Raw genomic sequence first — 19,098 nt, 5'->3', positions numbered from 1 at the left:
AGGAGAGTCCTGAACATGACGGATCGCCCCGAGATTTTCCGATCCATCCGGTAAAATCAAGTAAACAGCCCGCCCTCGACGGACAGGAGATCGACTTTCAGGCGAGATCCCCGGATTTCCGTCAACCGGCTTCCCCCTCCGGCGACGGGCTCTTTCAGAGGATCTGCGCGCGCAGGACCGCCAGAGTCTCGGCGGCGTGGCCCTCGGGCCTGACCTTGCGCCAGACCCGCCGCGCCACGCCCTGAGGATCGATCAGCCAGGTGGCCCGCTCGATCCCCATGTACTTCTTGCCGTACATGCTCTTCTCGACCCAGACGCCATAGGCCTGGCAGACCTCGCCTTCGGGATCGGAGACGAGGGCGTCGAGCTCCAGACCATGCTTCAGGCGGAATTTCTCGTGGGCCTTCAGCGGATCGCGCGAGACCCCGACCACCAGAGCCCCCAGAGCCGCGAACTCGGCCTTGAGGGCGGTGAACTCCTGGGCCTCCAGGGTGCAGCCGGAGGTGTCGTCCTTCGGGTAGAAATAGAGCGCGACCCAGCGTCCCCGCGTCTTCGAGAGATCGAAGACCCCCTCCTCGGCGGCTTCGCCCAGAGCGGGCGCGACGAAGGGCGGCGCGGTTTCGCCCGCCCGGGGGCCCTCGGAAGGCGCGGCGGCCTTCGCCGGAGTTTTTCCCGGAGTCTTTCCATCGGTCATGCGTGGGTCTCCTCTTCGGCGGCCTGGGCGCGGGCGTCGGCGAAGGTCTCCAGCCATTCGGCGGAGCGCATTTCGTTCAGGCGGCTGACGGTGCGCCCGAACTCGAAGGCGCCGTCTCCCGAGACGTAGAGGTCTTCGGGCTCGCCCGTCGCGGAGATGATCAGGCGACGTCCGGAATCATAGAGCACGTCGACCAGGGTGATGAAGCGCCGGGCCTCGTTGCGGCGGGCCGGGCCGAGCAGCGGCACGCGCTCCAGAATCAGGGTGTGGTAGCGGTCGGCGATGGCGAGGTAATCCGCAGGCCCCAGAGGCCGCGCGCAGAGATCGCCGAAGGTCGCCCGCGCCACGCCGTCCCAGGCGCGGGGGATCACCACGTCGCGCCCCTGCACCCGCAGCGCCTCGGAGGCGCCCGTGGCCCCGTCGGTCAGGCGGCGCCAGATCTCATCCACGTGGATCGTGGCCTCGGCGACGGGGCCGCCGAACCAGGCCTCGTTGGAGGCCAGGCCCGCCATGCGGTGATCCCGCGCCCCGACCAGCTCCACCACCTCCATGCGCTCCTGGATCAGGGCGATGAAGGGCTTGAAGCTGTCGCGGTTGAGCCCGTCCTTGTAGAGATCCGCCGGATGGCGGTTGGAGGTGGTCACCACCACCACGCCCAGAGCGAACAAGGCCTCGAAGAGCCGCCCGAGAATCATGGCGTCGGCGATGTCCGAGACCTCCATCTCGTCGAAGCAGAGCAGCCGCGCGCTCTCGGCCACGCCCCGCGCCACCGGAGGCACCGGATCGGCCACGCCGCTCTGACGCGCCTCGGCGAGGCGCTGGTGGATCTCGCGCATGAAGGCGTGGAAATGCACCCGGCGCCGGGGCTCGACGGGGGCCTCCTCGAAGAAGAGGTCCATGAGCATGGTCTTGCCCCGCCCCACCCCGCCCCAGATGTAAAGTCCGCGCGGAGTCTGCGGCGAGGAGGCGGGCTTCTTCAGGAAGGCGAAGCGCCAGGGCTTGCCGCCGCCGCCCTCGCCGGGCAGAGGCGGCGGAGTCCATGCCTCGAGCCGCTCGTGGAGATCCTGAATCTTCTGCGCGACCGCGCGCTGAGGCGCGTCTTCGGCCAGCAGGCCCTCGGCGCGGAGCGCCTCGTAACGCGCGAAGGGGCCGGAGGTCATGAGTCGGTCTCCTCGGAAGAGGCTTCAGGAAAGCCTGACCAGCCGGAGGTATCGCGCCGCCCCTTGAGGGTCAAGAGCTTGGGGGGCGCGAAGAGGCGGCCTGCGGCGTCAGAGCGGCTCCGGCTCGGCGTCGGGAAGGGCGGAGTCGGCGCGGAATCCGGCGCCCGCCTCCGCGACGCGCTCCAGTCTGCGGCCCGGCGATATGGCCTCCGGATCGAGGATCAGATGCAGCACGGCGGGCCGCCCCGCGGCGGTCGCGGCGCGGGCGGCGGCGAGGGCCTCGGGGAGGTCCTCGTTGCGCTCGACCCTCTGGCCGAAGACGCCATAGGCCTGGGCGACGGCGGCGAAATCGGGGTTCTTCAGGGCGGTGCCGCTCTGGCGGCCCGGATGGGCGCGCTCCTGATGCATGCGGATCGTGCCGTACTGGCCGTTGTCGCAGATCAGGGCCAGAAGCGCCGCCCCCTCCTGAGCGGCCGTCCCCAGCTCCTGCATGGTCATCTGCCAGCAGCCGTCTCCGGCGAAGCAGAGGACCTCCCGCTTCGGATGGCGCAGCTTCGCCGCGACGGCGGCGGGCAGGCCGTAGCCCATGCTGCCCGAAGTCGGGGCGAGCTGGGTTCCGTAGCGCCGCCAGCGCCAGTGGCGATGCAGCCAGGCGGCGTAATTCCCGGCGCCGTTGGTGGTGATCGCGTCATTGGGAGTCGTCTCGCGCAGATGGGCCATGACCGCCTCCATGGCCAGAGGCCCCGGCGTCGTCTCGGGGAGGGCGCTCCAGATCTCGAAGGCGGCGTGAGGCCGGGCGGCCTCGGGCGCCCAGAGCGGCGTCGAGGGCGGGCCCTCGGCCTCGTGCAGCGCCCCGAGGAAGCCCCCCGGCGTCGCGCAGACGGAGAGATTCGGCGCATAGACCCGGCCCAGTTCGTCGGGATCGGGATGGATGTGGATCAGCCGCTGATCGGGGCTCGGAACCTTCAGCAGCTCGTAGCCCTGGCTCGGGATCTCGCTGAAGCGCCCGCCGAGCAGGATCACCAGATCCGAAGCCTCGACGCGCTTGCGCAAGGCGCCGTCCAGCCCGAGCCCCAGATGCCCCGCATAGAGCGGATGCTCGTTGTCGAAGAGGCTCTGGCGACGGAAGGAGCAGGCCACGGGCAGCATCCAGCGCTCGGCGACCGCCCGCAGCGCCCGCACGGCCTCGGGCGTCCAGCGCGAGCCCCCGGCGATCAGCGTCGGGCGGCGCGAGATCGAGAGCAACCGCCGCACCCATTCGATCTGCGCGGCGCTCGGAGTCTGCTCCGCGGCCTCGACGCGGCGCGGGACGGCGGCCTCCGTCCGGTCGACGAGCATGTCCTCGGGCAGGGCGAGGACCACCGGACCCGGACGCCCGCTCATCGCCACATGGAAGGCCCGCGAGACGTATTCCGGAATGCGGTCGGCGTCGGGGATGGTCGCGGCCCATTTCGCCAGAGGCCCGAAGAAGGCGGCCATGTCCACCTCCTGAAAGGCCTCGCGGCCGAGATGCGCCCGCTCCACCTGGCCCACGAAGAGGATCATCGGCGTGGAGTCCTGACGCGCCACATGCACCCCCGCCGAAGCGTTGGTCGCGCCGGGGCCGCGCGTCACGAAGCAGATGCCGGGGCGTCCGCTCATCTTGCCCTCGGCTTCGGCCATCAGGGCGGCGCCGCCCTCCTGGCGGGCGACGATCAGGCGGATCTTCGAATCCCTCAGCGCGTCCAGAGCCTCCAGATAGCTTTCGCCGGGCACGCAGAAGACGCGCTCCGTCCCCTGCTCCTCCAGGGCCTCGACCAGAAGCCTTCCGCCGCTGCGCGCCATGTTCCTCTCCCTTTCGCCGGTCCTCTCCGGAATGGCGCGAGGCTTGCGCGCCTTCGGAGGTTTCCGTTACATTTTGTGAAACCGGCCTGCGGGCCGCACAGGTCCGCGCGCTCTGACGCGCTTCGGGAGGTCTCGCATGATCCGTCGTCCTTTCCTTATTGGCTCAGTTCTGCTGGCGGCTTCAAGCCTCGTCTCGCTTCCCTTCGGCGGCGCCATGGCTCAGGAGCGACCCCTGATCGCCGTCTCGCAGATCGTCGAGCATCCCGCGCTGGACGCCGCCCGACGGGGCCTCATCGACGGGCTGGACGCCGCCGGATACCGCGCCGGCGACACCATCCGCTTCTCCTATCAGACCGCCCAGGGCAATCCGGCGGTGGCCGCGCAGATCGCGCGCCAGTTCGTCGGCGAGAATCCGGCGGTTCTGGTCGGCATCGCCACCCCGACGGCTCAGGCTCTGGCCGCCGCCACCCAGGACATCCCCATCGTCTTCACCGCCGTCACCGATCCGGTGGCCGCCAAGCTGGTGGCGAGCCTCGCGAAGCCCGGCGGCAACGTCACGGGCCTCTCCGACCTGTCGCCGGTGGCCGATCACGTGAAGCTCATCCGCGAGATCCTGCCCCAGGCCAAGACCATCGGCGTCGTCTACAATCCCGGCGAGGCCAACGCCGTGGTTCTGGTCGCGGCGCTGAAGGCCGCCGCGCCGGGCCAGGGCTTCACGGTGGTCGAGGCCACCGCCTCGCGCACCTCCGAGGTCCAGAGCGCCGCCCAGGGCCTCGGCCCGCGCGTGGACGTCATCTACGCCCCTACCGACAACACCGTGGCTTCGGCCATCGACGCGCTGGTCAACGGCGCCGGGGCCTCGAAGACTCCGGTGATCGGCGGCGAGACCAGCTTCGTCGCCAGCGGCGCCGTGGCGGCGCTCGGCTTCGATTATTATCAGGTCGGCGTGCAGACCGCCGATTACGTCGTGCAGATCCTGAAGGGCAAGAAGCCCGCCGATCTGCCCGCCCGCGTGGCGGTCGGCACGGATCTGAAGGTGAACCTCGAAGCCGCCGAAGCGCTCGGGATCACGCTGCCGGAGGCGCTGCTCGCCCGCGTCACTCCCGCCGCCGAGGAAGCCGCCGCCGAAGAGCCCGCTGCGGAGGAGGCCGCCGAAGAGGCGCCCGCCGAGGCCGTCCCCGCCGAGTGATCCCGGCGATCCGGGAGCCGGCTTCCGGCTCCCGGGCGTCAGGACGGCGAGCCGGGGCCTCCCGCATGATCCGCCCTGCGGAGCGGAGGTTCCGGACGGGGATCGGGAGCCCTCGGCCGAGGGCTGCGCGCGCGCCGGTCGCCCCCTTCCCCGCCGCGCCCGCCCTTCCGGCGCGGCGTCTTCACGCGCAACCGACGACGTGCGAAAGATCCCATGACTTTCTTCAACCTCATCAACGCCTACGCCTTCTGGGGCGCCATCGAGCTGGGTCTGATCTTCGGCCTTGTGGGCCTTGGCGTCTTCCTCACCTTCCGGGCGCTCGACTTCCCCGACCTGACCGTGGACGGCGGCTTTCCGCTCGGGGCGGGCGTGGCGGCGGTGCTGATCCTCGGGGGATGGAATCCCTGGCTGGCCTGTCTGGCGGCTCTGGGGGCGGGAGCTCTGGCGGGTCTGGCGACGGGCGTTCTGGCGATCCGCTTCGGGGTGCTGCACATCCTCGCCTCGATCCTGACGATGATCGCGCTGTTCTCGATCAACATCCGGGTGATGGGCGCGCCGAACCTCTCGCTGCTGGGTCAGGAGACCATCGTCACCCCCTTCGCGCAGATGGGGCTTTCGGGGCTTTACGCGCGGCCTCTGGCGGTGGGGCTGGTGGTTCTGCTCGTGACGGGGCTGCTGACGCTGCTGTTCGTCAGCGATTTCGGACTCGCGCTGCGGGCGACGGGCGTCAACGCCCGGATGCTGCGCGCCCAGGGCGCCGATTCCCGCGCCTACACCTATTTCGGACTCGCCTTGTCGAACGGCCTCGTGGCTCTGGCGGGGGCGCTCTTCGCGCAGACCAGCGGCTTCGCCGACGTGACTTCGGGGGCGGGCACCATCGTCTTCGGCCTGGCGGCGGTGGTGCTCGGCGAGACCTTCTTCCGCAGCGGACGCATCTGGGTGGTGCTGACGGCCTGCGTGCTGGGCTCGATCATCTATCGGCTGGCTCTGGCGGTGGCGATGCAGAATCTGGGCTCGGTGGGGCTTCAGGCCTCGGATCTCAACCTGATCACGGCGCTGATCGTGGCGGCGGCGCTGATCGCCCCGAAGATCCGCGCCGAGATGCGTCAGCGCGCCGCCCGCAAGGGAGCCGCCTCATGATCAGCGTCGAGAATCTGCATGTGGTGTTCAATCCGGGCACGGCCATCGAGAACCATGCGCTGCGGGGCGTCTCGCTGACCATTCCGACGGGCGCCTTCGTCACGGTGATCGGCTCGAACGGCGCGGGGAAATCGACGCTGCTCGGGGCGCTCTCGGGCGAGGCGGCCCCCACGCAGGGCCGCATCCGGATCGAGGATCAGGAGGTGACCTTCCAGCCGGTGCACAAACGGGCGAAGCTGGCGGCGCGGGTGTTTCAGGATCCGCTCGCGGGCACCTGCGCCACGCTGAGCATCGAGGAGAACATGGCGCTGGCGCTCAAGCGCGGCGGGCGGCGCGGCTTCGGCAAGGCCGTGCGCGAGGAGCGCCGGGCGCTCTTCCGCGAGCGGCTGAAGCCTCTGGGTCTGGGGCTGGAGAACCGACTCGGCGACCGGATCGGACTGTTGTCGGGGGGTCAGCGTCAGGCGGTGAGCCTCGTGATGGCGACCCTCGCGCCGAGCCGGATCCTGCTGCTCGACGAGCATACGGCGGCTCTGGACCCGCGGATGGCGAAATTCGTGCTGGAGCTGACCCGCGACGTGGTGGCGCAATACGGCCTGACCACGCTGATGGTGACGCATTCCATGGCCGACGCCCTCGCGCATGGCTCGCGGACGATCATGCTGCATCAGGGCCGGATCGCGCTGGACGTCGCCGATCCGGAGCGCCAGAGCATGACCATCGGCGATCTGCTGGAGATGTTCTCCAAAGTCCGCGGCGAAGAGATCCGCGACGACAAGCTGCTCCTGTCGTAAGAGCCCGGCGGATCAGGCGTCTTTCCGGCGAACCGGAGGCCTGAGCCTCGGGAAGCGGACTCCGCCGCCCTCTCCCCCTTCTCCCGCCCGGAACGGCCCGTTCCGGCGGCCTCCGCCCTTCTGGGACGGGACAAGGAAAGCGCCGTCTCCTCGACGAGGAAGGCGCAGGCTCGCCCTGATCCCGCGCGCGGCTCCGACCGCAACCCTGAGCTCGATAAAATCCGGAATCTCCATTCGATATGGAGAATTCGATGACGACAATATCGTGAATGATTTTTTACAAAATGAAACTCCACCATTGAGGGCATTGATGGGGCGCCCTATGTTTTTCATGTCCAGATTGATTCCATGAAATTCCGGAGCGCCCGAATGAAAAAGACACTCACCGGCTTCATCGCTCTGTTCGCCGCCCTGCTGATCTCGAATATTGCGCATGTGGGTCCCGCGCATGCGAAAGACCCCGCAAGCAACGTCGAATACAAGACGGTCGCCATTTACGTCATCAAGAACGGCGCGGCCTGGTACCGGATCATCGACAACGGAACGCTGATCGTTCTGTCCGTCAAGGAAGCCCATGATCTGGGCCTGTCCAAGGTGGAGACCGTCGGCCATGTCGTGATGGTCATGGCCAGGGAATTCTGGGGCGACGTGACGGGAGCCGCCGCCGCCGTCAGATATGTGGCGGTCGACCATGCCTATCCGGCGGTCCTGGATGCGGTCGACTTCACGAGATACACCGTGGTCCCCGCCGCATCTGCGGCGATCGGAACTTCATACGTCTATACAAGGGACAAGATCGTCCCCGCCGCATCCTCGGCGATCGGGACTTCATATGAATATGCAAAGGACAGGATCGTCCCCGCCGCCAGAGATGCCGCCGGATCCGCCTATGACTACACGAAGGACCAGATCCTGCCCGAAGCCAGAGAGAAGGTCGAAGGCGTCAAGTCCTGGGGATCCGGGGTCATCGACAGGTGGAAGAAATAGGCGGAGCGGCTTTTCCGCCTCTTCTGATCCCAGGCCCGCCGGAGTTCTCCGACGCGCCTCTCCGCCCGGAGGCGGACGAAACGACCGTCCGGGATCGCCGCGCCGACACGCCGGATGAAGGACGGCGGGAGGCTCGGGCCCGCCGCGCCGTCCTTCCCCGGCCTCAGCCTTCCTCTTCTTCGGCGGCGAGACGCGCCACCGAAACCACGCGCTCGCCCTCGCCGACGCGGAAGAGCGTCACCCCCGAGCCGCTGCGCGACTGCACCGAGATCTGATCCGCGAAGGAGCGGATGGCCTGTCCGCCGTCGGTGGCGAGCATCAGCTGATCGCCCGCCTCCACGCGCAGAGTCGCCACCACCTGCTGACCGCCGCGTCGGCCCGTGAAGGAGAAAGCCTTCACGCCCTGAGCCCCGCGTCCCTTGATCGGATAATAATAGGCCGAAGTCCGGCGTCCGAAGCCCTCGCTGGTGACGGTCAGGACCGTCTCCTCGGCTTCGGACATCTCGGCGTAACGCTCGTCGGAGAGCGCGGCCTCCTCTTCGGCGCCGTTCTCCTCCTCGGCCTCCAGAGCCTCGACGGCGTCCTCTTCGGCCATGCTCTCCTGACGCTTGCGCTTGAGATAAGCCGAGATCTCGGCGGTGGAGGCCTCCACATGGCGCAGCACCGTCATGGAGACCACTTCGTCCCCCTCGACAAGCCGGATGCCCCGCACGCCCGTCGAGCTGCGGCTCTGGAAGACGCGCAGATCCTCCACCGCGAAGCGCGTGGCGCGGCCTCCGGCGGCGCTGAGCAGCAGGCTGTCGTTCTCGTCGCAGAGCGAAGCCCCGACCAGACGCACGCCCTCGGGCAGCACCATCGCCCGCTTGCCGTTGGACATCACCTTGGAGAAATCCGACAGCTGATTGCGCCGCACGTCGCCGTCCGAGGTGGCGAAGACGATGTTCAGCTTGTCCCAATCCTCTTCGGGGGCGTCGATGGGCATGACCGCGGCGATGGTCTCGCCCTGCTCCAGAGGCAGAAGATTCACGAAAGCCTTGCCGCGCGTGGCGCGTCCGCCCTGAGGCAGCCGCCAGACCTTCAGCTTGTAGGCCGTGCCCAGCGTCGAGAAGAACAGCACCGCCGTATGGGTGTTCGCGACGAAGAGCTGAGAAACCGCGTCCTCGTCCTTCATGCTCATGCCCGCAAGGCCCTTGCCGCCGCGCTTCTGCGAGCGGAACTCCTCGATCGGCGTGCGCTTCACATAGCCCGAAGCCGTGATGGTGACCGCCATGTCTTCGGGCGCGATGAGGTCTTCGTCTTCGAACTCCTCGGATTCCTCGAGGATCTCGGTGCGGCGCGGCCCCGCGAAGGCGGATCTCACCGTCTGAAGCTCTTCCGAGATGATCGCCAGAATCCGGGGACGCGAGCGCAGGATGTCGAGCCAGTCGACGATCTTCGCCGCCAGCTCCTTCAGCTCCGCTCCGACCTCCTCGCGGCCCAGAGCCGTCAGGCGCTGAAGGCGCAGGTCGAGGATCGCGCGGGCCTGGATCTCGGAGAGGCGATAGGTCCCGTCGGCGTTGATCTTGTGCGAGGGGTCGTCCACGAGCAGGATGTATTCCGCGATCTCCTGCGCGGGCCAGTCGCGGCCCATGAGCGCCTCGCGGGCGGCGGCCGGATCGGGCGCGGCGCGGATCAGCGCCACCACCCGGTCGACGTTCTCCACCGCCACCGCCAGACCGCAGAGCAGATGCGCCCGCTCGCGGGCTTTGGAGAGGTCGAAGGCGGTGCGCCGCGCGACGGCCTCCTCGCGGAAGGCGAGGAAGGCCCCGAGGAAGCCCTTGAGATCCAGCACCTCCGGCCGCCCGCCCGAGAGCGCCAGCATGTTGGCCGGAAAGCTCGTCTGCATGGCGGTGAACTTGAAGAGCTGGTTCAGCGTGATTTCCGGCGTGGCGTCGCGCTTGAGCTCGATCACCACCCGCACGCCGCGCCGGTCGGATTCGTCCTGCACCGAGGCGACGCCCTCGACCTTCTTCTCGCGGGCGAGGTCGGCGATCTTCTCGACGAGGGTCGACTTGTTCACCTGATAGGGGATTTCGTCGAGGATGATGGCGATGCGGTCCTTGCGGATCTCCTCGAAGCGGGTCTTCGCCCGCAGGATGATCGAGCCGCGTCCGCGATGATAGGCCGCCCGAGCGCCCGCCCTTCCGAGGATCACGCCGCCGGTGGGGAAATCCGGCGCGGGGATCCGCTCCATGAGGTCGGCGACCGTGGCCTCGGGATTCCCGATGAGGTGCAGCGTGGCGTCGATCACCTCGCCGAGGTTGTGCGGCGGGATGTTGGTGGCCATGCCCACCGCGATGCCGTTGGCGCCGTTGACCAGCAGATTCGGGAAACGCGCCGGGAGAACGCTCGGTTCGCGGTCCTGATTGTCGTAATTGGGCTGGAAATCGACGGTGTTCTTGTCGATGTCGGCGAGCAGCGCCTCTGCGACGCGCGCCATGCGGACTTCGGTGTAGCGCTGGGCGGCGGCGGGATCGCCGTCCATCGAGCCGAAATTCCCCTGGCCGTCGAGCAGCGGCAGGCTCATGGAGAAGTCCTGAGCCATGCGCACGAGGGCGTCGTAGATCGCCATGTCGCCGTGAGGGTGGTATTTGCCCATCACGTCGCCGACCACGCGGGCCGACTTGCGGTAGGGCTTCGAATGGTCGAAGCCGGATTCGTTCATGCTGTGCAGGATGCGCCGGTGAACCGGCTTGAGCCCGTCGCGCACGTCGGGGATGGCGCGGCTGACGATCACGCTCATGGCGTATTCGAGATAGCTGCGGCGCATCTCGTCTTCGATGGCCACGACGGGGGTCTCGCCGGGGTTCTGGGGGGCGCCGGGCGCGCCTGACGGGAGGTTCGGATCCACGAGGTCGGTCAAGCGGGGCTCCGGGGAGAAATTCTGGAAAAAACCCTTGAAATTCCAAGCTTTCAGGGCGCTTGCGCCCTTATATCCCTCCCCGGTCGGAAGGGCAAGCGAACCACCCTCGGAAAAGGCGGAAAACAGGCGTTTCCGGATGAAAAACCGGAGATTCTCCGCCCCGGAAGGGGCTCGGGAGATGAAAAAGGCGCCTCCTCCCTCACGGAGGAGACGCCTGTTCCGCAATCCGGCCGGAGGGGCCGCGAAGACCTATTCCGGCTCGCCCTGAGGGGGTGTCCCGGCGGCGGCCTCCACATCGACCTTGCGCGGACGTCCCCGACGCTTGGGCGCGGGCGCCTCGCCTTCGGGAGCCGGCGTCGGCTCGGCCCGCACGATGCGCGCGCGGCGCCTGGGCGCGGGCGCCTCTTCGGCGGCCGGAGCCGGGGCGGGCTCGAAGGCCTGGGGCTCGGGAGCCCGGAATTCGGGGGCCTGCTGAGGCTCGGGGGCCCGGAATTCGGGCTGAACCGTCGGAGCCGGAGCCGGAGCGGGCGTCTCGACGCGGGGCGCGGAGGCCTCTCCGGCGGCGGGGGCCGGAGCCGGAGCGAGCGTCTCGGGCGCCGGAGCAGGCCGCTCCACGCGGGGCGGCGGGGGCGGGACGGGCGCGTTCAGAAAGGCCGGAGCCGCCTCCGGATGGCCGAAGCCGGTGGGCTCGGCGGGGGCGTCGTAGGATTCGCCGTAGCCCGGACGCGGATCGCGGCTCTGGGCGGGACGATCGTAATTGCGGTCGCCGCCGCGATCTCCGGCGCGGTCGCGCTCCGCGTTGCGGTCGCGGTCGCCGTTGCGGGGCGCGAAGTCGGCGTTCTGCGGACGGTCGCCGCCGCGGTCGCGCTGGCCGTATTCGCCGCGCGGGGGCCGGTCGCGGTCGAAGCGACGGTCGTTGTTGCGGTCGCGGCCGCGGTTGTTCTCGAAGCGGCGCGGCTCGCCGGAGCCGGCGCCGTTTCCGTTTCCATTGCCGTTGTGCTGGCGGGGGCGGTCCTGCTGCTGCTGGGGCTCGAAGCGGGGGGGCCGGGAGTCGCGGGGATCGCTGTCCTCGTAGGCGCCTTCCTCGAGGCCTTCGGCTTCGGCGGCCTCCTCGCCGGCTTCGCCGAACTCCGGCGGGCGGCGGGGCTGATCCTCGTAGGCGCCGGTCGCGGCGAGGAGGATGCGGGCGTAATGCTCGGCGTGCTGATGGTAGTTCTCGGCGGCCACCCGATCCCCCGAGGTCGCGGCGTCGCGCGCGAGGGACTCGTATTTCTCGATGATCTGCTGGGCGGTGCCGCGCACCTTGCCGTCAGGCCCGGAGCTTTCGTAAACCCGATTGAGCGAAGGCCCCATGGGTTTGCGGCCGATCTTGCCCCGGGGGCCGCGGAGATTCTGGGGTTTTATGGATTGTCTCATCAAACCATCGCTTGCGTGACGACCGATCGGGCGCTTGCGGCGCCGATCTCGTCAAAACTCTAGGCGAAATACGGTTAAGCGGAAAAGAACGTGCGCTTCTTGCGTCACGTCCGCGACCCGCTTGTCGCAAGGAGGCCCCTCGCCGGCGGCTCCTCTTGACGCGCAGTCTATAGCGATTTCCGCGCCCCTGACAAGCGTTCCTCTCCGGAGATGGGTCAAAAAGACGCTTTTTCCGTCCTTTCGGGCGATTCCTCCGCCCGGCGCCGGAAAACCAGGACGCGCGGACGTCCGGCGGCGTCGTCGCGGGCCTCCTCGAGGGCGAAGCCATGGGCTCCGGCGAGGGCGGTCAGGGCCGCGCGCTGCTCGTGGCCATGCTCGAAGGCCGCGACGCCTCCCGGCGCCAGAATCTGCGCCAGATCCGCCAGAATCCGCCGGTAGGCCTCCAGACCATCCGCGCCGCCGAAGAGCGCGAGGGCGGGCTCGTGATCGGCGACCTCGGGCGCCAGATCGGGACGCTCCTCCTCGCGGATGTAAGGCGGATTGGAGACCACCAGATCGAAAGGCCCCTCGATCCCCGCCAGCCAGTCGCCGGAGCGCAGATCCGCCCGCCCCTCCAGCCCCAGAGCCGCGGCGTTGCTCCGCGCCACCGCCAGAGCGGCGGGCGAAGCCTCGACGCCGAGGCCCCGCGCCTCGGGCAGCTCGGCCAGCAGGGTCAGGATGAGACAGCCCGTTCCCAGACCGAGATCGAGAATCCGGGGAGAGGACAGGCTCCGGCGGCGCAGGGCGTCGAGGGCGGCCTCGATCAGGGCCTCGGAATCGGGGCGAGGGTCCAGCGTGTCGGGCGTGACGCGGAAGACGCGGCCGTAGAACTCGCGCCGCCCGAGGATCTGCGCCATGGGTTTGCGCGCCTCGCGGGCCGAGAGCCAGACCTCGAAGCGCGCGGCCTCGGCGGGCGCGGGCGGCTCTTCGAGCCGGAGCGTCAGGGTCGCGCGGTCGAGGCCCCCCGCCTCGGCGAGGAGCATCCGGGCCTCGCGCATGGGCTCCTCGATTCCCGCCGCCTTCAGACGCGCCGCAGCGGCGCGCAGCATTCCGGCCCGGGTCATGCGTCCAGAGCCGCGAGCCGCTCGGCCTGATCGGCGGAGGTCAGGGGATCTATGAGCAGATCCAGCGCGCCGTCGATCACCTCCTGAAGGCGATAGAGCGTCAGTTCGATGCGGTGGTCCGTCACGCGGCCCTGAGGGAAATTATAGGTCCGGATCCGCTCCGAGCGGTCGCCCGAACCGACCTGGCCCTTGCGCTCGGCGGCGCGGGCGGCGTCGGCTTCGCGGCGCTTGAGATCGAAGAGCCGGGCGCGCAGGACCTCCATGGCGCGGGCGCGGTTCTGATGCTGCGACTTCTCCGAGGAGACCACCACGATTCCCGTCGGCTTGTGGGTCAGGCGCACGGCGGAATCGGTCTTGTTCACATGCTGGCCGCCCGCCCCGGAGGCCCGCATGGTGTCGAGGATCAGATCCTCTTCGCGGATCTCGACGTCCACCTCTTCGGCCTCGGGCAGCACGGCGACGGTGGCCGCCGAAGTATGGATGCGCCCGCCCGCTTCGGTGCTCGGCACGCGCTGCACGCGGTGAGTCCCCGACTCGTATTTCAGCCGCGCGAAGACCCCCTCGCCCTTCACCCGCCAGACGCCTTCCTTGAGCCCGCCCAGATCCGTGGCGGATTCCTCCATGGCCTCGACGCTCCAGCCCCTCAGCGCCGCGTAGCGCAGATACATCCGCGCCAGGTCCTGGCCGAAGAGCGCGGCCTCCTCGCCGCCGGTTCCGGCGCGGATCTCCAGGATGGCGGAACGTTCGTCCGCGACGTCTTTGGGCAGAAGGGCCAGCTTCAGCGCGCGTTCGGCCTCGGGCAGGGCCTCGAGGATGCGGCGGCGCTCCTCTTCGGCGAGGGCGCGCATCTCGGGATCCGCCGCGAGGGCCTCGGCTTCGGCCAGCTCGCGATTCAGGCTGCGGAAGCGCCCGGCGGCCTCGGCGACGGGCCGGGCTTCGGCGTAATCCTTCATCACGCCCGCGAAATCCTCGGGCGAGAGCGAGCCGGACAGACGCGCTTCGAGATATTCGAAACGCTCGATGAGCCGTCGGAGAAGGTCGTCTGCGATCATGGGCGCATCTGCCTGCGCCCGAGGAGGCGCGTCAAGTCCGATTCGCGCTTGCGCGCCGGGCCTGATTCGCGGCCCCCTCCGGAGAGGGAGCCGTCTTCTCGCGCTTCAGAGCCGCCGCGCCCAGAGGGCGACGGCCGCCAGCAGAAGCAGCGCGCCCGCCAGCGCGCCGCCCAGAGCTCTTCACGGCAGGAGCAGGGTCTCCGTCGAGGGGAAGGAGACGTCGTAGCCGAATTTCAGCAGACGGGTTTCGCGGGGCTTCAGCTCGATCTCCCAGGCGACCACGCCGCGCCGTCCGTCGACCTCGCGGGCGGTCGGGGCCGGATCCGAGACGAGGTTGATCTTGATCCGCGCGTCCTCGGTGAAGGGCGCCGCGTCCATGACCGTGACCTTCTGCGGCTGATCGGTCAGATTCTCCAGCTTGTGCTCGAAACGGCGGCTGGTGATCTTCTCGGCGCGGAAGATGCGCTCCTCCTCGGCCTTGACCTCGACGATGCGGAACTCGACCCGCACGGCGTCGCTCTGGCCGAAGGAGACCCTGGCCTTGTCGCCGGGAGCGGTGCGGCCCAGCGTCGAGCGGCCCACGAAGACGCCGTCGCGATAGAGGCTCGCCTCGCCCGGAAGGATCGGCGCCGACGAGCCGTTGACGAAGCTCGCCTGAAGATAGGCGGATTTGTCGAGGCGCGGCGAAGTCCGCAGGACCACTTCGGCGGGGCTCTCCTCAGAGCCGATCAGCAGCTGCTTGGAGGCGCCGTCGCCGCCCAGATCCGCCGGATCGGGAATGCGGAAGCTCACCGTCTCGCCCATCATCTCGCTGGCCGCGCCGACCACCACGGCCGCCTTGCGCTGACGCAGATCGGCGGAATCCGCCATGGAGATGGGCGCCGGAGGCGGAGGGGGCGGAGGCGCAAAGGCCGCCATAGACTCCATCTGCACATTGCGCATCGCCATGCCGCCGCCGCCCATGCCGATCGAGGGACGCGGAGGCTGGAGCCCGGCCTCGAAGGAATAGGGCTCCGGCGCGGCGGAGCGACCCGAAGGCCGCGCGGTGGAGAGGGTCAGGGCCACCTTCTCCCAGGGCTCGCCGGTGGTCTGGAGGACCATGGCGCGGCGGGTCAGTTCGACGGCCGGCTTCTCGCCCATGGTCAGGCGCGCGTCGTAGACGGGGCGCCACAGCGCGTCCTCGGTCTGATAGCGCAGGACGAGCGTGATCTCGCCCGCCTCTTCGGCGGTCACGTCCACGGCCAGCACCGAGGCGTCCGACGCGCCGGAGGAGGTTTCGTTGAGCTGGGCGTGGAGCATCTCGATGCGGCGGTCGATGTTGCGGATCTCGACTTCGGTCTGCACGCGCGAGTCCTGCGCGGATTTGATCCCCTCGCCGGTGAGGCGCCAGAACTCCGCCCAATCCTCGACCGGAACCGTGGCGGCGCCTTTTTCGCGGCTGCGGGCGTCGGTCTGGCTCTGGATCATGGCCTCGATCATGCGCTTTTGCGCCTCGGCGGCGTCGAGGGCGTTCCGCGCATAGGATTTCTGGTCCTCAAGCCCCTGAATCGCGTCGAAGATGCGCTGACGCTCGCTCTCCATCCGGGCCTGAAGCGCCGCGACGTCGGCGGCGCGCTCGTCGATGGCCAGGATGCTGAAGGCCGCCTCCCCCTCGCCCTCGACGCGCAGGGTGGCGCGGTCGAAATTCTGCGGCAGCCCCGGCACGATCAGCGTATGGCGCCCCGCCGCGGTCAGCGTGAACTCCGCCTGACGCTCCACCAGGGCGCCCCTCGGATAGAGCGTGGCCGCGACCACCTTCGATTCGGCTTCGAATTCATCGGCCATGGCCGCGCTCCCCATTCCGCAAAGCGCAAGCGCCGCGGCGCTGCCGAGCAGACTCAGATGACGACGCATTCACAAGGCTCCTTCTCACATGCCGGCTCCGCGCCCGGTCAGGGGGCGGAGCTGCGGACTTCATACGCCGTTTATAACATGAACGTCACTCAAAAAACAAAGCCTCCCGAAGGCCCCGTCGTTCATCCGCATAAGGGCGCCCCCCTCCGCCGCTTGCGCCGGGGAGCCTGCGGCGCCACAAGCGGAGCCAAGCGCAAATTCAAGGCGGGATCATGACGATCAACCCTCCCCCTCTCTCCCGGGCTCCTCTGTGGCGGCCTGTCGCGCGTTTCGGCGCCGGGCTCTCGGAGGGCTCCGCCGCCGATGCGCCGAGTCTGGGCGGCAAGGGATCGCAGCTCTGCGAACTGGCGCGGCTGGGCCTGCCGACCAAACCGGGCTTCGTCATCTCGCTGGAGGCGGGGCGGGAGGCCCGGGGCGAGATCGGCCCCGATCTCTGGGCCGAGATCGAGGCGGCGCTCGGCTGGCTGGAGGAGGCCGCCGGCCTGAGCTTCTCGGATCCGGGGCGGCCTCTGCTGGTTTCGGTGCGCTCCTCGCCGCCGGTCTCGATGCCGGGGATGATGGACACGCTGCTCAACGTCGGGCTGACGCGCGAGGCCACCGCAGGACTGGCCATGCGGGCGGGGGGGAATCTCGGCTTCGCGCTGGATTGCCGGCGGCGTCTGCTGCCCGCCCTCGCGGAGATCGCCTTCGACATCGAGCCCGACCTCTTCGAGGAGGCCCTCGACGAGCTCAAGGAGGAACGCGACCTGCGCGAGGACTCCGACCTCTCCGCCGCCGACTGGGCCGAGGCGCTGGAGCGCTTCGAGCGCATCCTCGAAGAGGAGGAGGCCGCCAGCCTGCCCGATTCGCCCCGCGAACAGCTCGCGCTCGCGATCAAGGCCGTCTGGGCCAGCGCCGAGGGCGCCCGCGCCCGCGCCTGGCGGAGCCTCAACAAGCTGCCGCAGGACATGGGCTCGGCGGTGGTGGTGCAGGCCATGGCCTTCGGGAACCTCGGGCCGGATTCCGCCACCGGAGTCGTCTTCACCCGCGACCCCTCGACCGGCGCGCCGGGACTCTTCGGGGAATATCTGCCGCAGGCTCAGGGCGAGGAGGTGGTTTCGGGGCTGCGCACGCCGCGTCCCCTGTCGAGGGCCGCCCGCGAGGCCCTCGGCGGACGCGCCCTCTCGCTGGAGGAGACCGTCCCCGGCGCCTACGCCGACCTGACCGAAGCCTGCCGCAGGCTGGAGGCCGCGCGGCTCGACGTGCAGGACGTCGAATTCACCGTGGAGGCCGGAAGGCTCTTCCTCCTCCAGACCCGCCCGGCCCAGCGCACGCCCCGGGCGGCCTTGCGCATCGCGGCGGATCTGGCCTCCGAGGGGCTGATCTCGCGCGACGACGCCCTGATGCGCGTGGCCCCCGCCCTGCTGGAGCGGCTGCTCCATCCGGGCGTCGATCCCGCCGCGCGGCGCGAGACGGCGGCGCGAGGGCTGGCGGCTTCTCCGGGGGCGGCGGTGGGCGAGGCGGTCTTCAGCGCCGCCGAGGCCGAGGCTCTGGCGCGTTCGGGGCGTCCGTCGATCCTCATCCGCGCCGAGACCAGCCCCGAGGACATCCGCGGCATCTACGCCGCCGACGGCGTGCTGACCGCCCGCGGCGGCATGACCAGCCATGCGGCGGTCATCGCGCGGGGGCTCGGGAAGCCCTGCGTCTGCGGCGCCGGAGAATTGCGGATCTTCGAAGGCGAGGGGCTGGCGCGTCTGCCGGGCGGACGGATCATCCGGCGCGGCGATCCGCTGACCCTCGACGGCACGGCGGGCGAGGCGCTCTTCGGCGCCATGCCGCTGATTCCTCCGCCCCAGGAGGAGGCCTTCGAGCGGCTCATGGGCTGGGCCGACGCCCGGCGGCGTCTGGGGGTGCGGGCCAACGTCGACGCCCCCGCCGAAGCCGAACAGGCGCTGAAGTTCGGCGCCGAGGGAATCGGGCTCTGCCGCAGCGAGCAGGCGCTCTTCTCGACGGGCCGCCTGACGCCCCTGCGCGAGACGATCCTCGCCAGCGATCCCCATGAACGCCGCGCGGCTCTGGAGAAGCTCGGGGCGGCGCAGAGGGCCGATCTCGAAGCCCTGTTCCGGCCCATGGCGGGGCGGCCGGTGGCGCTGCGTCTGATGGACCCGCCGCTGCATGAGTTCCTGCCGAGGACTCCCGAGGAGATGGCCGAGACGGCGGCCTCTCTGGGCGTCTCGGCGGAGGCGGTGGCGGCGCGGGCGGCGGATCTCGCCGAGTTCAATCCGATGCTCGGGCGGCGCGGCTGCCGGATCGGCGTGCTCTATCCCGAGATCTACGAGGCCCAGGCCCGCGCGGCCTTCGAGGCGGCGCTCGACCTCGGGCCTCTGGCGCCCAAGCCTCTGGAGATCATCCTCCCCTTCCTCTCGACCCGCAGCGAGATGAGCCTCCTGCGCCGCCAGATCGAGGAGACCGCCCGCCGCGTGCTCACGGAGCGCGACGCGCCCGCCGGGGCTCTGGACTGGCGGCTCGGGGCGATGATCGAGACTCCGCGCGCGGCGCTGCGGGCGGAGGACCTCGCGGAGGATTGCGACTTCTTCACCTTCGGCACCAACGACCTGACCCAGATGACCTTCGGCCTCTCGCGCGACGACGCGGGGCGCTTCATGCGCGACTACATCGCGGCGGGAGCGCTGTCGGCGGATCCCTTCCACGTCTTCGACGAGGTGGGGGTGGGCGAGCTGATGCGGCTGGCCGTGGAGCGGGGACGCAGCCGCAAGCCGGGCCTGCTGCTCGGCGTCTGCGGCGAGCACGGCGCCGATCCCGAGGCCGTGGCCCATTTCCACGAGATGGGCGTGGATTACGTCTCCTGTTCGCCCTATCGGGCGCCTCTGGCGCGTCTGGCGGCGGCTCAGGCGGCGATCCGGGCCGAGAGGGCGGCGGTCAAGCCGCCCCCCGCCCAGGTCTGAAG

13 protein-coding genes are annotated in these 19,098 nt (G+C 69.8%); 5 read left to right on the top strand and 8 right to left on the bottom strand.

Annotated features, from left to right (window positions below; all coding sequences use genetic code 11):
* Positions 1-154: 154 nt before the first annotated feature.
* The 3 genes from PHN62_RS03610 to PHN62_RS03600 form a co-directional block, all read right to left on the bottom strand.
* A complete protein-coding gene (locus PHN62_RS03610) occupies positions 155-694 on the bottom strand; it encodes a peroxiredoxin (RefSeq protein ID WP_300146403.1) in 540 nt (179 codons plus the stop codon).
* Positions 691-1,854, bottom strand: a complete 1,164-nt coding sequence (zapE, locus tag PHN62_RS03605) for a cell division protein ZapE (RefSeq protein ID WP_300146401.1) — start codon at positions 1,852-1,854, stop codon at positions 691-693. Before zapE ends, PHN62_RS03610 begins: the two co-directional genes overlap by 4 nt.
* Positions 1,855-1,962: 108 nt before the next feature.
* On the bottom strand, positions 1,963-3,678 hold the full coding sequence (locus tag PHN62_RS03600; protein WP_300146398.1) for a thiamine pyrophosphate-binding protein: 1,716 nt from the start codon (positions 3,676-3,678) through the stop codon (positions 1,963-1,965).
* A gap of 136 nt (positions 3,679-3,814) precedes the next feature.
* Between PHN62_RS03600 and PHN62_RS03595 the strand changes: the two genes are divergently transcribed.
* From PHN62_RS03595 to PHN62_RS03580, 4 genes are all read left to right on the top strand, one after another.
* Positions 3,815-4,867, top strand: a complete 1,053-nt coding sequence (locus PHN62_RS03595; RefSeq protein WP_300146395.1) for an ABC transporter substrate-binding protein — start codon at positions 3,815-3,817, stop codon at positions 4,865-4,867.
* Between the two features lie 213 nt (positions 4,868-5,080).
* Complete coding sequence (locus PHN62_RS03590) at positions 5,081-6,007, top strand: ABC transporter permease (protein WP_300146392.1); 927 nt, start codon at positions 5,081-5,083, stop codon at positions 6,005-6,007.
* The gene (locus PHN62_RS03585) at positions 6,004-6,798 is read left to right on the top strand and encodes an ABC transporter ATP-binding protein (protein WP_300146390.1); all 795 of its coding nucleotides are present in this window, start codon (positions 6,004-6,006) and stop codon (positions 6,796-6,798) included. The genes PHN62_RS03590 and PHN62_RS03585 overlap by 4 nt, the downstream gene beginning before the upstream one ends.
* Positions 6,799-7,167: 369 nt before the next feature.
* The gene (locus PHN62_RS03580; protein WP_300146387.1) at positions 7,168-7,785 is read left to right on the top strand and encodes a hypothetical protein; all 618 of its coding nucleotides are present in this window, start codon (positions 7,168-7,170) and stop codon (positions 7,783-7,785) included.
* Positions 7,786-7,948: 163 nt separating this feature from the next.
* Here the strand turns inward: PHN62_RS03580 and gyrA are convergent, their stop codons facing one another.
* From gyrA to PHN62_RS03555, 5 genes are all read right to left on the bottom strand, one after another.
* Positions 7,949-10,612, bottom strand: a complete 2,664-nt coding sequence (gyrA, locus tag PHN62_RS03575) for a DNA gyrase subunit A (protein WP_300146527.1) — start codon at positions 10,610-10,612, stop codon at positions 7,949-7,951.
* Positions 10,613-10,936: 324 nt separating this feature from the next.
* Positions 10,937-12,103, bottom strand: coding sequence for a DUF4167 domain-containing protein (locus PHN62_RS03570; RefSeq protein ID WP_300146384.1), 1,167 nt, complete (start codon positions 12,101-12,103; stop codon positions 10,937-10,939).
* A 215-nt stretch (positions 12,104-12,318) separates the two neighbouring features.
* Positions 12,319-13,206 carry a peptide chain release factor N(5)-glutamine methyltransferase gene (gene prmC, locus PHN62_RS03565; protein ID WP_300146381.1) on the bottom strand — a complete coding sequence of 296 codons (888 nt, stop codon included), beginning with the start codon at positions 13,204-13,206 and terminating at the stop codon, positions 12,319-12,321.
* On the bottom strand, positions 13,203-14,258 hold the full coding sequence (gene prfA, locus PHN62_RS03560; RefSeq protein ID WP_300146379.1) for a peptide chain release factor 1: 1,056 nt from the start codon (positions 14,256-14,258) through the stop codon (positions 13,203-13,205). Before prfA ends, prmC begins: the two co-directional genes overlap by 4 nt.
* A 180-nt stretch (positions 14,259-14,438) precedes the next feature.
* Positions 14,439-16,151 (bottom strand): mucoidy inhibitor MuiA family protein, encoded by a 1,713-nt coding sequence (locus tag PHN62_RS03555; RefSeq protein WP_300146376.1) that lies wholly within the window; start codon positions 16,149-16,151, stop codon positions 14,439-14,441.
* Positions 16,152-16,363: 212 nt separating this feature from the next.
* On the opposite strand from PHN62_RS03555, the gene ppdK reads away from it, so the two are divergent.
* Entirely contained in the window at positions 16,364-19,096 is a 2,733-nt protein-coding gene (gene ppdK, locus PHN62_RS03550; protein WP_300146374.1) for a pyruvate, phosphate dikinase, read from the top strand.
* The last annotated feature ends 2 nt before the right edge of the window (positions 19,097-19,098 follow it).

Source organism: Neomegalonema sp., from assembly GCF_028688855.1.
GTDB lineage: Bacteria > Pseudomonadota > Alphaproteobacteria > Rhodobacterales > Rhodobacteraceae > Neomegalonema.
Note: the sequence above shows the minus strand (reverse complement) of the source record. Positions and strands in the feature narration are given on the sequence as shown.

Coding starts and splice junctions, on each gene's coding strand:
- PHN62_RS03610 (WP_300146403.1), bottom strand. CDS start 694: ATGACCGATGGAAAGACTCCGGGAAAAACTCCGGCGAAGGCCGCCGCG.
- zapE (WP_300146401.1), bottom strand. CDS start 1,854: ATGACCTCCGGCCCCTTCGCGCGTTACGAGGCGCTCCGCGCCGAGGGC.
- PHN62_RS03600 (WP_300146398.1), bottom strand. CDS start 3,678: ATGGCGCGCAGCGGCGGAAGGCTTCTGGTCGAGGCCCTGGAGGAGCAG.
- PHN62_RS03595 (WP_300146395.1), top strand. CDS start 3,815: ATGATCCGTCGTCCTTTCCTTATTGGCTCAGTTCTGCTGGCGGCTTCA.
- PHN62_RS03590 (WP_300146392.1), top strand. CDS start 5,081: ATGACTTTCTTCAACCTCATCAACGCCTACGCCTTCTGGGGCGCCATC.
- PHN62_RS03585 (WP_300146390.1), top strand. CDS start 6,004: ATGATCAGCGTCGAGAATCTGCATGTGGTGTTCAATCCGGGCACGGCC.
- PHN62_RS03580 (WP_300146387.1), top strand. CDS start 7,168: ATGAAAAAGACACTCACCGGCTTCATCGCTCTGTTCGCCGCCCTGCTG.
- PHN62_RS03570 (WP_300146384.1), bottom strand. CDS start 12,103: ATGAGACAATCCATAAAACCCCAGAATCTCCGCGGCCCCCGGGGCAAG.
- prmC (WP_300146381.1), bottom strand. CDS start 13,206: ATGACCCGGGCCGGAATGCTGCGCGCCGCTGCGGCGCGTCTGAAGGCG.
- prfA (WP_300146379.1), bottom strand. CDS start 14,258: ATGATCGCAGACGACCTTCTCCGACGGCTCATCGAGCGTTTCGAATAT.
- PHN62_RS03555 (WP_300146376.1), bottom strand. CDS start 16,151: ATGCGTCGTCATCTGAGTCTGCTCGGCAGCGCCGCGGCGCTTGCGCTT.
- ppdK (WP_300146374.1), top strand. CDS start 16,364: ATGACGATCAACCCTCCCCCTCTCTCCCGGGCTCCTCTGTGGCGGCCT.